At 68.7% G+C, this 12770-nt stretch carries 16 protein-coding genes; 15 read left to right on the top strand and 1 reads right to left on the bottom strand.

Going from position 1 to position 12770, the window contains the following annotated elements; genetic code table 11:
- Window positions 1-23 precede the first annotated feature (23 nt).
- The gene (locus tag E3T34_RS08415) at window positions 24-350 is read left to right on the top strand and encodes a hypothetical protein (RefSeq protein ID WP_134342717.1); all 327 of its coding nucleotides are present in this window, start codon (window positions 24-26) and stop codon (window positions 348-350) included.
- A complete protein-coding gene (locus E3T34_RS08410; RefSeq protein ID WP_104099762.1) occupies window positions 347-1849 on the top strand; it encodes a hypothetical protein in 1503 nt (500 codons plus the stop codon). Before E3T34_RS08415 ends, E3T34_RS08410 begins: the two co-directional genes overlap by 4 nt.
- A 30-nt stretch (window positions 1850-1879) precedes the next feature.
- On the opposite strand, the gene E3T34_RS08405 is transcribed toward E3T34_RS08410, so the two are convergent.
- Window positions 1880-2272 (bottom strand): phage holin family protein, encoded by a 393-nt coding sequence (locus tag E3T34_RS08405; RefSeq protein ID WP_104099761.1) that lies wholly within the window; start codon window positions 2270-2272, stop codon window positions 1880-1882.
- Window positions 2273-2371: 99 nt separating this feature from the next.
- Here E3T34_RS08405 and E3T34_RS08400 point away from each other — a divergent pair, with 99 nt between their 5' ends.
- From E3T34_RS08400 to E3T34_RS08340, 13 genes are all read left to right on the top strand, one after another.
- Entirely contained in the window at window positions 2372-3475 is a 1104-nt protein-coding gene (locus tag E3T34_RS08400; RefSeq protein WP_134342716.1) for a histidinol-phosphate transaminase, read from the top strand.
- Between the two features lie 40 nt (window positions 3476-3515).
- Window positions 3516-4607, top strand: a complete 1092-nt coding sequence (locus E3T34_RS08395) for a thiamine pyrophosphate-dependent dehydrogenase E1 component subunit alpha (RefSeq protein WP_104099759.1) — start codon at window positions 3516-3518, stop codon at window positions 4605-4607.
- A gap of 119 nt (window positions 4608-4726) precedes the next feature.
- Window positions 4727-5686 carry an alpha-ketoacid dehydrogenase subunit beta gene (locus E3T34_RS08390; protein ID WP_233191201.1) on the top strand — a complete coding sequence of 320 codons (960 nt, stop codon included), beginning with the start codon at window positions 4727-4729 and terminating at the stop codon, window positions 5684-5686.
- A 51-nt stretch (window positions 5687-5737) separates the two neighbouring features.
- The gene (locus E3T34_RS08385) at window positions 5738-7114 is read left to right on the top strand and encodes a dihydrolipoamide acetyltransferase family protein (RefSeq protein WP_104099758.1); all 1377 of its coding nucleotides are present in this window, start codon (window positions 5738-5740) and stop codon (window positions 7112-7114) included.
- Window positions 7115-7188: 74 nt separating this feature from the next.
- Window positions 7189-8208 (top strand): metal ABC transporter substrate-binding protein, encoded by a 1020-nt coding sequence (locus E3T34_RS08380; RefSeq protein WP_198412275.1) that lies wholly within the window; start codon window positions 7189-7191, stop codon window positions 8206-8208.
- 7 nt (window positions 8209-8215) lie between these two features.
- On the top strand, window positions 8216-9007 hold the full coding sequence (locus E3T34_RS08375) for a metal ABC transporter ATP-binding protein (RefSeq protein WP_134342715.1): 792 nt from the start codon (window positions 8216-8218) through the stop codon (window positions 9005-9007).
- A 1-nt stretch (window position 9008) separates the two neighbouring features.
- Window positions 9009-9923, top strand: a complete 915-nt coding sequence (locus E3T34_RS08370) for a metal ABC transporter permease (RefSeq protein ID WP_134342714.1) — start codon at window positions 9009-9011, stop codon at window positions 9921-9923.
- On the top strand, window positions 9923-10729 hold the full coding sequence (locus E3T34_RS08365) for a metal ABC transporter permease (RefSeq protein ID WP_134342713.1): 807 nt from the start codon (window positions 9923-9925) through the stop codon (window positions 10727-10729). Before E3T34_RS08370 ends, E3T34_RS08365 begins: the two co-directional genes overlap by 1 nt.
- Window positions 10726-11121, top strand: coding sequence for a Fur family transcriptional regulator (locus tag E3T34_RS08360; RefSeq protein WP_104099754.1), 396 nt, complete (start codon window positions 10726-10728; stop codon window positions 11119-11121). The genes E3T34_RS08365 and E3T34_RS08360 overlap by 4 nt, the downstream gene beginning before the upstream one ends.
- 279 nt (window positions 11122-11400) lie before the next feature.
- Window positions 11401-11637 carry a 50S ribosomal protein L28 gene (rpmB, locus tag E3T34_RS08355; protein WP_104099753.1) on the top strand — a complete coding sequence of 79 codons (237 nt, stop codon included), beginning with the start codon at window positions 11401-11403 and terminating at the stop codon, window positions 11635-11637.
- Window positions 11637-11804, top strand: a complete 168-nt coding sequence (gene rpmG, locus E3T34_RS08350) for a 50S ribosomal protein L33 (protein ID WP_104099752.1) — start codon at window positions 11637-11639, stop codon at window positions 11802-11804. The genes rpmB and rpmG overlap by 1 nt, the downstream gene beginning before the upstream one ends.
- A gap of 2 nt (window positions 11805-11806) precedes the next feature.
- The gene (gene rpsN / locus E3T34_RS08345) at window positions 11807-12112 is read left to right on the top strand and encodes a 30S ribosomal protein S14 (protein ID WP_104099751.1); all 306 of its coding nucleotides are present in this window, start codon (window positions 11807-11809) and stop codon (window positions 12110-12112) included.
- A gap of 272 nt (window positions 12113-12384) precedes the next feature.
- Window positions 12385-12672: an HU family DNA-binding protein gene (locus tag E3T34_RS08340; protein WP_104099750.1), complete on the top strand. Its 288-nt coding sequence runs from the start codon at window positions 12385-12387 to the stop codon at window positions 12670-12672.
- Window positions 12673-12770 lie beyond the last annotated feature (98 nt).

The following is a 12770-nucleotide window of genomic DNA, read 5'->3' as shown; positions in this document are numbered from 1 at the left end:
GCACCAGCTCGACTTGCACGATCGTGACTCATTACGCGCTGGAGGCGCGCCTCGACGAACTTCGGCAGCGACGGATGCTGCTGCGCCTGCTGCGCGACGACGTCGACATGGCGGCGGGCCGGCTCACGGCCGGCGACCTGACCGGCTCGTGGCGCTCAGAGGCCCAGCGGAACTACGACCGTCAGCGCAGCGACCTCGCCGGCGAACTCCGCCGAGCCGCCGGGCTCCTCGACGCCGCCCTCACCGAGGTGGTGGCCGCGATCGATCAGGGCGGGGCTGCTCTGGCCGAGGCCCGGGCGCCGGTCCCGACCCTGGCACCCGGCCCGGCTCCAGCCCGGGCGGTGCGATGACGGGGGAGCAGCCTGGCGGCCCCGGCGACACCCTGATCGTGTCCGGCGGCGGGAGCACGCTCGTCGCCACCGACACGCTGCTGGCCGAGGCGGCGCGGCTGCGGCTGCTTCAGGGTGACGCCGAGGACTGGCTGGTGCGGGTGGCGCGCATCCAGGCACTGGATTCCGACCAGCCCCTCGGTCCGGTGATGAGCCTGCCCAACGCCGGGATGAACGTGTTCGCGGCCCGCTCCGCCCTGGAGCGAGTCGCGGAGCGCAGCCAGACCCTCGCCGACGCTCTCATCGCGGCGGCGGAGGGCTACGGCAGGGCCGAGCGCCTGCGGGACTGGGGAGCAAGCCTCTCCGGGGCCTGGCTGGGCTCCACCCTCGGGCTGCTGGCACCTCTTCTGGCCCTGGCGGCCGTGCCCGGCCTCACGGTCGGCGTGGTGGGGTTGGTGCTCGGCGGTCTGCTCACCGGCCGGCGTCCGGGAGACGCGCCCGCCGAGATCGGCGCCTGGGTCCACGCGCATCCGCGGGCCCTGACCAACCCGGTCCTGGTCGAGGCGGTGCGGGTGATCGTCTCCTCGGCCGACGACGCGGCCACCGGTCGTGCCGGGGTGCCGTTCCCGGTGTCACTGGCCCTCGGCGACGAGGGCCTCGGCCTGCTCGGTGTCACGACGACCGCGGCGGGCCTGGTCGGGCTCGCCCGCCCCCTCGGCCTGCTGCGCGAGACTCCCGTGTCGGTGGAGCGGCTCGACGGTGGGACCCGCCCCCTCGGCCCGCCGCCTGCGGGTGCCGCGCGGCCCGGCGCCGCTCTCCCCGGCCGACCCGTCGCTCCGCCGGCCGGCTTCGAGGACCTGGCTGCCCGCATCCCCTCGGTGTCGGAGGACGCCCCGCAGGTGCGCATCGAGCGTTATGGCGGTCCGGACGACGCATCCTGGGTGGTCTACATCGGCGGCACCGCGGCGTGGAGTCCGGTCGCCGGTGAACAACCGTGGGACCTCACCTCCAACCTCGTCGCCCTCGCCGACCAGGGCTCCGGCTCCTATCGGGCGGTCGTCGATGCCCTGCGGGAGGCCGGGGTGGCGCCGGGCGACCCGGTGGTTCCGGTGGGTCACTCGCAGGGCGGGTTGGTCGCGGCGCAGCTCGCGGCGTCCGGGGACTTCAACACCGTCGCGGTGGCGACCTTTGGGGGACTCACCGCCCAAGTGGCCCTGCCCGCAGACGTGGAGGCCGTCATGGTCGAGCACACCGACGACCTTGTCCCTGCCCTGGGGGGAACGGCCACCGGCGACGATGAGCGCCTGGTGGTGCGCCGCGAGGTGTTCGCTGAGACGGAGGTGCCGGTCGACCGGCCGCTGCCGGCTCACGCCCTCACCGCCTACCGGGAGACCGGGCGGCTCATGGACGGCTCCGAGGAACCACGATTACAGGAGTTCCGGGAGACCCTCGGGAAGATCCTCGGCACGGAAGCCGGCGAGTCCTCCCGGTGGCGGGGCTTCCGCCTGGCCGACGGCTGACCCGACGGCTGACCCGACGGCTGGAGATCGCTACGAGCGGGGGGTGACCGGTCGGATCAGCACGCCGAGAATCCAGCTGATGATGCCCAGCACGAGTGCGCCGAGCACACCCCACCAGAAATCGTCCACCACGAGCCCGAAGCCGACCAGGCCCGAGAACCAGGCCACGATCATCAGCAGGAAACCATTCACGATCAAGGAAATCAGGCCGAGCGTGAGGATGTAGACCGGGAACGCGACAACCCGCACGAAGCCGCCGATCACACTGTTGACGAGGCCGAAGACCAGCGCGACCAACAGATAGGTGGCGATCAGGGCGGTCGTGCCCTCGGCGAACGGATCGACCCGCACCCCGCTGACGAGCAGGGTCGTGAGCCACAGGGCGACGGAGTTGAGGATCAGCTTGATCAGGAATCTGGCCATGACTCCACTATGGCATCGCCGGTGACTGGTCGCACGGATGGGCCAGCCCGGGGCCTAACCATGCGGCCACGTGAATATGCCGCGGCGTAGAATCGCCGAGTGAGCCCATCAGACCCGCCCTCGGTCCGCCTGCGCCCCGAGATTGTCGCCCTCCCGGCCTATCGGCAGGGTCAAGCTGCCGCAGCCAGCGCGTTCAAACTCTCGAGCAACGAGAACCCCTTCGATCCGCTGCCCGGCGTCATCGCCGCCGTGAACGCCGAGACCGCGTACAACCGGTACCCGGATGCCTCGGCGCTGGCCCTGCGCGAACGGCTGGCCACGCAGTTCGGCCTGAGCGTCGACGAGGTGCACATCGGTGCCGGCTCCGTGGCCCTCCTGGCCCAGCTCATCCTCGCCGCCGCGGGACCGGGTGACGAGGTGCTCTACTCGTGGCGCTCCTTCGAGGCCTACCCCGGTCTGGTCACCGTCGCCGGTGCCACGAGCGTGCAGGTTCCGAACCGGGCCGACCATCGCCACGACCTGCCCGAGATGGCCACCCGCATCACGGACCATACCCGCGTCGTCATCATCTGCAGCCCGAACAATCCGACCGGGACTGCCGTCACGGGCGACGAGTTCGAATCGTTCATGGCCGTCGTCCCGCCGGACCTCCTCGTCATCCTCGATGAGGCCTACTGCGAGTTCGTCACCGACCCCGAGGCGGTCACCGGCCTGCCACTGCTGTCCCGGTTCCCGAACCTGGTCGTGCTGCGCACTTTCTCCAAGGCCTACGGCCTGGCCGGCCTGCGCGTCGGCTACGCCCTCGGTCCCGTCGCCGTGCTCGATGCGGCGAGGTCCACCGCGATCCCGCTCTCGGTCACAGGTGTTGCCGGCGCGGCCGCGATCGCCTCTCTCGACGCCGCCGACCAGCTGCTGCGGCGGGTGCGTGCCCTGACCGAGCGGCGCGACCGGGTCTGGCGCCTGCTGAGCGAGCAGGGCTGGAACATTCCGGTGCCTCAGGGAAACTTCATCTGGCTGCCCACCGCCGAGGACACCGCCGACATCGCCGATGTCCTGTCGGCCGTCGGCCTGATCGTGCGCCCGTTCCCCGAGGGCATCCGAATTTCGATCGGTGAGGAAGAATCCGTGGAGAAGCTCCTGGGTATTTGCGCCGACATTGTTGACGATCTACCAACGGGGCACCCTGCCCGAGGGCTAGGTTAGTACGGTGTCAGCGACCCCGAGTGCCTCTCCCACGGTGCGAATGCTCTCCCCGGAGGGTGTCTTCGCCCCGAGCGATTCCGCGGCCGAGTTCCTGCCCTACCTCGATCGACTGACCGAGGCCGACCATCGGCGGTTCTACCGCGACATGGTGGTGGTGCGCCGGTTCGACACCGAGGCCGCGAACCTGCAGCGGCAGGGCCAGCTGGCCCTCTGGGTGCCCAGCCACGGCCAGGAGGCCGCCCAGGTCGGCTCCGCCTACGCAACCCGGCCGCAGGACCACGTGTTCCCGTCCTATCGCGAGCACGTCGTCGGCATGATCCGCGGACTCGACCCCGTCGATATCCTGCGGATGCTGCGCGGTGTCACCCTCGGCGGCTGGACCCCCGAGGACCACGGCAACTTCCACCTGTACACCCTTGTGCTGGCCTCGCAGACCCTGCACGCCACGGGCTACGCGATGGGCATGCAGCTCGACGGCGCGACCGCGACCGGCAATCCCGAGACCGACCAGGCCGTCATCGTGTACTACGGCGATGGAGCTTCGTCGCAGGGCGACGCCAACGAGGCGCTCGTCTTCGCCGCCAGCTACCAGACCCCGCAGGTCTTCTTCCTGCAGAACAACCACTGGGCCATCTCAGTGCCCGTGACCCGGCAGTCCCGCACTCCGCTCTACCTGCGTGCCGCCGGCTTCGGCATGCCCGGCACCCAGATCGACGGCAACGACGTGCTCGCCAGTTTCGCGGTGACGGCCAAGCACCTCGACGACGCCCGCGCCGGCCACGGCCCCGCCCTGATCGAGGCCCTGACCTACCGAGTCGGTGCCCACACCACGGCCGACGACCCCACCAAGTACCGCGACCCGGAACAGCTGGCCTACTGGGTGGCCCGCGACCCGATCGTGCGCTTCCGCAGCTACCTGCAGGGCCTGGGGGTCGAGCCGGAGTTCCTCGACGCCGTCGACGAGGAGGCCGACGACTACGCCGCGGATGTGCGCCGCCGGGCCCTCGACATCCACTCCCCGGAGAAGGCTGTCATCTTCGACAACGTCTACGCCGAACCCCACCCGCTGATCCAGGAACAGAAGGCCTGGCTCGACCACTACGAGGCATCCTTCGAAGGAGGCGACGCGTGAGCGACACGATCGTGACGAGCACCACCGGCCTCGCCACACCGACCACCGCGATGCCGACCCCGGGACACCCGGCCGCCGCCAAGCGGGCCATTCCCGGCACCGGAACGGCGAACCTGCCCATGACGAAGGCCCTCAACGCGGGCCTGCGCCAGGCCATGCGCGACAACCCCCGGGTGCTGATGATGGGCGAGGACATCGGCCCGCTGGGCGGGGTCTTCCGCGTCACCGAGGGTCTGATCGCCGAATTCGGCGACAAGCGCGTGCTCGACACCCCGCTGGCCGAGTCCGGCATCATCGGTACGGCCATCGGCCTGGCCCTGCGCGGCTACCGCCCGGTCTGCGAGATCCAGTTCGACGGGTTCGTCTTCCCCGGCTTTGACCAGATCACCAGCCAGCTGGCGCGGATGCGCAACCGGCACGAGGGTGAGGTCTCCATGCCCGTCGTGATCCGCATCCCCTACGGCGGCCACATCGGGTCGATCGAGCACCACCAGGAGAGCCCGGAGACGTACTTCGCGCACACGCCGGGCCTGCGCGTGGTCAGCCCGTCGAACCCGCACGACGCCTACTGGATGTTGCAGGAGGCCATCGCCTCCGACGACCCGGTCATCTTCTTCGAGCCCAAGAGCCGCTACTGGCCCAAGGGTGAGGTGAACCTTGCCGAGAGCGGCACGCCCCTGCACGCCAGCCGCGTGGTACGCAGCGGTACGGATGCGACGGTCGTCGGCCACGGCGCCATGGTCAGCGTCCTGCTGCAGGCGGCGGATCTCGCGGCGGCGGAGGGAACCAGCGTCGAGGTCATCGACCTGCGTTCAATCTCGCCGATCGACTACGGTCCCATCCTCGCGTCGGTCGAGAAGACCGGGCATCTGGTCGTCGCCCAGGAGGCCCACGGCTTCGTCAGCGTCGGATCGGAGATCGCCGCGACCGTCATGGAGAAGGCCTTCTACCTGCTCGAGGCTCCCGTGCTGCGCGTCTCCGGTTTCGACACCCCGTTCCCGCCGGCCGCCGTCGAGACGCACTTCCTGCCCAGCCCGGACCGCGTGCTCGAGGCCGTCGACCGCGCCCTCTCCTACTGATATGAGTCGCACCAGGGCTTCTCGCCTCACCAATCGCAAGGAGCGTACTCGATGAGCGTGTCGAAATTCACACTGCCCGACGTTGGCGAGGGTCTCACCGAGGCCGAAATCGTGGAGTGGAAGGTGGCGCCCGGCGACACCGTGTCGATCAACCAGGTGCTGGTCGAGATCGAGACCGCGAAGTCGCTCGTCGAGCTGCCGTCGCCGTACGTCGGCGTGGTCGGGGAGATCCTGGTGAAACCCGGCACGACCGTCGACGTCGGAACGGTCATCATCACCATCGTGGCCGAGACCGTCGCCGTCGCGTCTGCGTCGAGCAGTGCGATCGCGAACGGCGCGGGCGAGCTGGCCAGCGCGGCAGCGGATGCCGGCTCCACCATCACGGACGAGCCGGCCGAGACGCCGGGCGCGGTCCTGGTCGGGCGCGGCGCCGCGGCGACCATGCCCACCCGGCGCAAGCGCCACGGGGTCACCCCCGTCGCCCACGAGTCGATCGCGCCGCCGCCCGTGCACCCCACGCGCCCGGCCACTTCGCAGCTCCCGCAGCTGCCGCGCGCGGCATCCGCGGGCCCCGTCGTCGCCAAGCCGCCGATCCGCAAGCTGGCCAAGGACCTCGGTGTGGACTTGTCCCTGGTCGAGGCGACCGGCCCGGTCGGCGACGTCACCCGCGAGGACGTGCTGCGGGAGGCCACCCAGGCCAGCGTGTTCCGCAACATCCAGACGCCGGAATGGCCCAGCGACCGTGAGGAGCGCGTCCCGGTCAAAGGCGTGCGCAAGGCCATCGCCCAGGCCATGGCCTCCAGCGCCTTCACCGCACCGCACGTGAGCCTCTTCGTCGACGTGGACGCCACCCGCACCATGGAATTCGTCAAGCGGCTCAAGGCGTCCACCGACTTCGCGGGCGTGCGCGTGTCCCCGATGCTGATCATGGCCAAAGCCATGATCTGGGCCGTGCGGCGCAACCCCACGGTCAACTCGGTTTTCACCGACGAGGAAATCGTGATCAAGCACTACGTGAACCTGGGCATCGCCGCGGCCACCCCCCGTGGGCTCATCGTGCCCAATGTGAAGGAAGCGCAGGACATGAGCCTGCTTGAACTGGCCCGCGCCCTTGAGAAGCTCACGCTCACCGCGCGGGACGGCAAGACCTCGCCGGCGGAGATGTCGAACGGCACGATCACGATCACCAATATCGGTGTCTTCGGCATGGATACCGGCACGCCCATCCTCAACTCCGGCGAGGCCGGCATCGTGGCCCTCGGAACGATCAAGCCCAAACCGTGGGTCGTCGACGGCGAGGTGCGGGTGCGTCAGGTGACGACCATCGGCGCGAGCTTCGACCATCGCGTGGTCGATGGGGATGTCGCGAGCCGCTTCCTGGCGGATGTCGCGAGCATCATTGAGGAGCCCGCGCTGCTGCTCGAGTAAGGTCCCGGAGGAGATCCCGGCGGCGGCTCTTATTGGTTTTGACAATCATTATCATTAGGCGTAACGTCGGCCCTGTGATCAACAATCGATTCGTCCTCACCGCCCTGGCCGCCGTTGCCTCGCTGACCATGGTCGGCTGCACTCCGACCGGCGGTTCGGCGGATGGCGCCGCCGCCGGCGACCTCAAGGTGGTCGCGACGACCACCCAGGTGGCGGACCTCACCCGCAACGTCGTCGGCGACACCGCGGGCGTAGTAGTGACCCAGCTCATCCAGCCCAACCAGAGCGCGCACAGCTATGATCCGTCCGTGGCCGACTTGACAGCCCTCGGTGAGGCCGATGTGCTCGTGATCAATGGGGTCGGCCTCGAGGAGTGGCTCGACGACGCAATCAGCGCCAGCGGTTTCGACGGCGTGACGATCGACTCCGACGAGGGCATCGAGATCCAGGACATCGCAGCCGGCGAAGAGGACCACGCCGACGACAAGGCCGCGACGGATGACGCCGAGCACTCCCACCAGGGCGGCAACCCGCACATCTGGACCGACGTGTCCAATGCCGAGACCATGGCCGTCACCATTGCCACGGGCCTCAGTGATGCCCAGCCGGACCTGGCCCCGGACGTCGAGGCCAACGCGACCGCCTACACCGGCCGGCTGGCCGAGCTCGACGACTGGATCCGTACCAACATCGACGCCGTGCCCGCCGAGCAGCGCCTGCTCGTGAGCAACCACGACGCATTCGGCTACTTCACCGAGGCCTACGGCATCACCTACGTCGGCTCCATCATCCCGAGCTTCGATGACAACGCCGAGCCCAGCGCCGCCGCGATCGACGAACTCGTCGACGCCATCACGGCCACCGGGGTCAAGGCGGTCTTCTCCGAGGCCTCGATCAGCCCGAAGGCCGCCGACACCATCGCCGGCGAGGCCGGCGTCAGCGTGTACTCGGGGGAGGACGCGCTCTACAGCGACTCCCTCGGTGCGCGGCACAGTGACGGCGCCACCTACATCAGTTCGCAGCTGCACAACGTCGGCCTGATCCTCGAATCCTGGGGAGCCGAGCCCACCGCGGTGCCCGCAGACCTGCGATAGTTAGTCAGTGATCGAGAACCCTTCTCAAGTACGGCCGAGCGCGCCTGTCGCGCTCAAGGTGGCGGGCGCCTCCTTTTCCTACGGCCAGAGCCCTGCCCTGGCCGACATCGACTTCGAGGTGCACGCCGGCGAGGCCGTGGCGCTGATCGGGCCCAACGGGTCCGGCAAGTCCACGCTGCTCAAGGGCATCCTCGGCCTGATCCAGCGCGTGAGCGGTACCGTCGAGGTGCTGGGAGCGGCAGCGGCCCCGGTCGGATCCATCGGTTACGTGCCGCAGGCCGACGAGATCGACCAGCAGTTCCCGGTCACGCTCGAGCAGGTCGTCATGATGGGGCGCTACCGCTCGCTAGGCTGGCTGCGCCTGCCCGGTAAGCGCGACCGTCAGGCCGTGGCCCGTGCACTCGACGCGGTGGGCCTCGCGCATCGCGCGAAAACCCGCTTCGGGGAACTCTCCGGCGGCCAGCAGCAGCGCGGACTGCTCGCACGGGCCGTGGCCGCGGGGCCCCGCCTGCTGCTGCTCGACGAGCCGTTCAACGGCCTCGACCAGCAGAATCGGGACGCGCTCGTGGGCACCGTCAAGCGTTTGAAGGAGGAGGGGGTGGCCGTGGTCGTCTCCACCCACGACCTCCAGCTCGCCCGCGAGGTCTGCGAACAGGTGTTGCTGCTCAATGGCGCCCAGGTGGCGTTCGGGCCGCGCGAGTCGGTGCTGATCCTGGAGAACGTGCAGCGCACGTTCCGAGAGGTCGGCGTGGAGATCGACGAGCACACCGTGGTTGTGCCCGGGCACACCGGTCACTGAGATGGACTTCCTCAGCCCGCTGATCGACGCCTTTGCCCTGCCGTTCATGACCCGGGCCCTCTTCGTGCTGGGTGCGCTCAGCCTGGTAGCCGGCGTCGTCGGGGTGCTGGTCAATCTGCGGGGCCTCGAGTTCATCAGCGACGGTCTCACCCACGCGGTCTTCCCCGGCATCGCGATCGGCTTCGTCTGGGGTGGGCGCGAGGGGCTGTTCGCCGGCGCGATGGTCGCCGCCCTGTTCGCGGCGGTCACCCTCACCCTGATCGTGCGCCAGTCCGTGTCCTCGGATGCCGCGATCGCCATCGTCTTCACCGCCATGTTCAGCGTGGGCATCATCCTGGTCTCCCGCGAGACGAACTACGTCGGCCAGCTGGAGCAGCTTCTCTTCGGCCGCCTCCTCACGGTCAGCCCGAATGAGGTCGTGCAGACCGTCGCCATCTGCCTCGTGGCGCTGGTCCTGATCGGGCTCACGCTCAAGGAGGAGGTGTTCCGCGCCTTCGACCGGGTCGGCTTCGCCGCGGCCGGCTACCGCACGCTCGCGCTCGACCTCGTGCTCAACGTGGCCATCGCCCTCGTGGTCGTCGCGGCCTCCAGCGCCGTCGGCAACCTCCTCGTCCTGGCCGTGTTGATCGTGCCCGGCGCCGCGGCCCGGCTCATCACTGACCGGCTCTGGCTGCTGTTCCCGATCGCGGCCTGTTTCGCGGCCCTCGGTGCCTGGCTCGGGCTCGTGCTCGGTTTCCAGGCATCCGTGCAGGCCGGTCTCGACCTGCCCAGCGGCGCGACCGTGGTGCTGGTGCTGGTCGCCGGCTACGCCGTGGTGCTGCTGTTGCGCCTGTCCCTCGACGGCCTTCGGCGGCTGGGTTCGCCCCGTCTGCGGTCGCAGCACACCCCGCCGCCGCACGAACAGCTGGTGACGTGATGGGCTACTTCGAGAAGGCACTCCTCGCGGCCGCCGTGATCGGCGCCCTCAGCGGGCTGATCGGATCCCTCGTCGTATTGCGCCGCCGCACTTTCTTCGCCCAGGCCCTCACCCACGCCACCTTCCCGGGCGCCGTGACCGCCACGATCGTCGGCGTGAGCATCCCACTCGGGGCGGCCCTGGCGAGCATCCTCATCGTCGGCATCATGACCCTGATCGGCCGGGTGAAGCGGCAGGGCACCCAGGTGGCGTCCGGCATCCTGCTCACCGCGGGCTTCGCGCTCGGCGTGCTTCTGCAGGCCCTCAACCCGTCGCTGCCGGTGCAGGTCGACTCCTATTTGGTCGGGTCAATCCTCACCGTCACGACCGGTGACGTCTGGCTGGCCGTCGGCGTGCTCGGGGTGGCCGTGGCCGTGATGGTGCTGCTGGGCAAGGAGATCCTGTTCTCTACCTTCGACCCGAGCGGATTCCGCGCCGCCGGATTCCGGGAATGGCCGATCGAGCTGCTCACCCTCGCCCTGATCACCGCCACCGTGGTCACCGCAATGCCGGCCGTCGGGGCGATCCTCGCGATCGCGCTGATCGCGGCCCCGGCCGCCACCGCGCGCCTGGTCACGCGCACCGCCACCCAGATCCTGGTTCTCGCTCCAGTGCTGGGCGCGGCCGCCGGTTTGGTCGGAGTGCTCCTGTCCCGGGCGATCGACGTGGCCGCCGGGCCGGCGATCGCTCTCACCGCGGCCGTCTTCTTCCTGGTGGCCCTGGGCGGTCGCCGGCTGGTCCGGGCGCGGTTACGGTTGAAAGCATGAAGCGAAACACCTGGCAGCGCGAGGCCGTGCGCACCGCACTCAGCGACGCCGAGGGATTCGTCAGCGCCCAGGGTCTGCACGCAAGCCTGCACGCCACCGGTTCGCCCATCGGCCTGGCCACGGTGTACCGGGCCCTGGCCGACCTGGCCGGCGAGGGCGAGGCCGACTCGCTGCAGTCGCCCGATGGTGAGGCGCTCTACCGCGCCTGCAGCACGACCGACCACCACCACCACCTGATCTGCCGCAACTGCGGACTCACCGTCGAGATCGAAGCGGACGCCGTGGAAAACTGGGCCAAGAACGTGGCCGCGGAACATGGCTTCAGCCAGGCCGCCCACGTGGTCGACGTGTTCGGTCTCTGCGCGGCCTGCTCCGCCACATCCGTGGACTAGGCCAACCGCCGCGCGCCGGACTCGTCCTCGCCCCGAACGAATTCGACGGAGATTCTGCCCCCACAACCCGGTTTTGCCGGTTTTAGGGCCTGAATCGGCAAAATCTCCGTCGAATTGGTTCAGTTTGCGCTGGGGGAGAGCATCGCGTAGTGTTGCACGCTGCTGCGCATATCTGTGCGTGCACTGCTGGTCCGCTCGCTTCCGCTTCGCGGAAGTGTGATCGCCAGCCGACAAGAGATCTTGGGAAGGGCATTCGCCCTTCGGTATTGGAGGAGAACCATGGCAGCTACTTGCCAGGTGACCGGAGCCGTTCCCGGCTTCGGACACAACATTTCGCACTCGCACCGACGCACCAAGCGTCGCTTCGACCCGAACGTTCAGACCAAGAAGTACTACGTACCGTCGCTTCGCCGCAACGTCACGCTGACCCTGTCCGTCAAGGGCATCAAGGTGATCGACGCTCGTGGCATTGAATCGGTCGTCAAGGACCTTCTCGCTCGTGGGGAGAAAATCTAATGGCCAAGCAGCATGACGTCCGCCCGATCATCAAGCTCCGTTCGACGGCTGGCACCGGTTACACCTACGTGACCAAGAAGAACCGTCGCAACGACCCCGACCGTCTCGTACTCAAGAAGTACGACCCCGTAGTGCGCAAGCACGTTGACTTCCGTGAGGAGCGCTAAAAATGGCGAAGAAGAGCATGATTGCCAAGAACAACCAGCGCAAGGTTATCGTCGAGCGCTACGCCGCGAAGCGACTTGAGCTCAAGAAGGCCCTCGTCAACCCGGCCGGCACCGATGAGTCCCGTGAAGCTGCTCGCCTCGGCCTGCAGAAGCTTCCCCGCAACGCGTCGCCGGTTCGCCTGCGCAACCGCGACGCGGTCGACGGTCGTCCCCGTGGACACCTCAGCAAGTTCGGAATCTCGCGCGTGCGTTTCCGCGACATGGCTCACCGCGGCGAACTGCCCGGCATCACCAAGTCCAGCTGGTAACAACGCACCAAGCCGCTTAGCCGGTCATTCGGAACCTTGGTTCTGAAGCGAGAGGATGTCGACTCCGGTCGGCATCCTCTTTTTTCGCCCACAGCGAAAATGTAGCCGTTACGGCAGCCAAACCGGCTGGAAACGCCGCAAATCCGCGGAATTCCGCGGTTGTCTGCTAGATTCAACCCGGTCCAACCGGCCAAACGGAGTCGCTCCTCGGAGCGTCGCCCGCAATACGTGAATCCCTGTTTTTACAGACAAAGGTCCGAGGAGGACACTCAATGGCTGACAAGTCGCTGAACAAGACCGAGCTCGTTGCCAAGGTTGCCGCAGACTCTGGCCAGAGCCAGGCTGCAGTTGACAGCGTTCTGAACGCTTTCTTTGCAACTCTCGCCGACACCGTCGCGAACGACGGCAAGGTCACGATCCCGGGCTGGCTCGGAGTCGAGCGCACCGCTACCGCAGCGCGCACCGGCCGCAACCCGCAGACCGGCGAAGAGATCGCCATCGCCGCGGGCCACCGCGTCAAGCTGACCGCTGGTAGCAAGCTCAAGGCTGCCGCCAAGTAGGTCGCGAACCAAGAAAGCAGGGCGTCGCCTTCGGTCGGCGCCCTGCTTTCGTCTGTGACGTCACACGTCAGCGTGCCTCGTGGAGCGTGCGTCCACCG

Source organism: Cryobacterium sp. TMT1-62, assembly GCF_004403145.1.
Classification (GTDB): Bacteria; Actinomycetota; Actinomycetes; order Actinomycetales; family Microbacteriaceae; genus Cryobacterium; species Cryobacterium sandaracinum.
This window is presented reverse-complemented; position numbering and strand designations above follow the sequence as displayed.

Excerpts from the sequence above, each read along its gene's own strand:
- E3T34_RS08410 (WP_104099762.1), top strand. The coding sequence starts at position 347 with ATGACGGGGGAGCAGCCTGGCGGCCCCGGCGACACCCTGATCGTGTCC.
- E3T34_RS08405 (WP_104099761.1), bottom strand. The coding sequence starts at position 2,272 with ATGGCCAGATTCCTGATCAAGCTGATCCTCAACTCCGTCGCCCTGTGG.
- E3T34_RS08395 (WP_104099759.1), top strand. The coding sequence starts at position 3,516 with ATGCTCTCCCCGGAGGGTGTCTTCGCCCCGAGCGATTCCGCGGCCGAG.
- E3T34_RS08390 (WP_233191201.1), top strand. The coding sequence starts at position 4,727 with ATGACGAAGGCCCTCAACGCGGGCCTGCGCCAGGCCATGCGCGACAAC.
- E3T34_RS08385 (WP_104099758.1), top strand. The coding sequence starts at position 5,738 with ATGAGCGTGTCGAAATTCACACTGCCCGACGTTGGCGAGGGTCTCACC.
- E3T34_RS08370 (WP_134342714.1), top strand. The coding sequence starts at position 9,009 with ATGGACTTCCTCAGCCCGCTGATCGACGCCTTTGCCCTGCCGTTCATG.
- E3T34_RS08365 (WP_134342713.1), top strand. The coding sequence starts at position 9,923 with ATGGGCTACTTCGAGAAGGCACTCCTCGCGGCCGCCGTGATCGGCGCC.
- E3T34_RS08360 (WP_104099754.1), top strand. The coding sequence starts at position 10,726 with ATGAAGCGAAACACCTGGCAGCGCGAGGCCGTGCGCACCGCACTCAGC.
- rpmB (WP_104099753.1), top strand. The coding sequence starts at position 11,401 with ATGGCAGCTACTTGCCAGGTGACCGGAGCCGTTCCCGGCTTCGGACAC.
- rpmG (WP_104099752.1), top strand. The coding sequence starts at position 11,637 with ATGGCCAAGCAGCATGACGTCCGCCCGATCATCAAGCTCCGTTCGACG.
- rpsN (WP_104099751.1), top strand. The coding sequence starts at position 11,807 with ATGGCGAAGAAGAGCATGATTGCCAAGAACAACCAGCGCAAGGTTATC.
- E3T34_RS08340 (WP_104099750.1), top strand. The coding sequence starts at position 12,385 with ATGGCTGACAAGTCGCTGAACAAGACCGAGCTCGTTGCCAAGGTTGCC.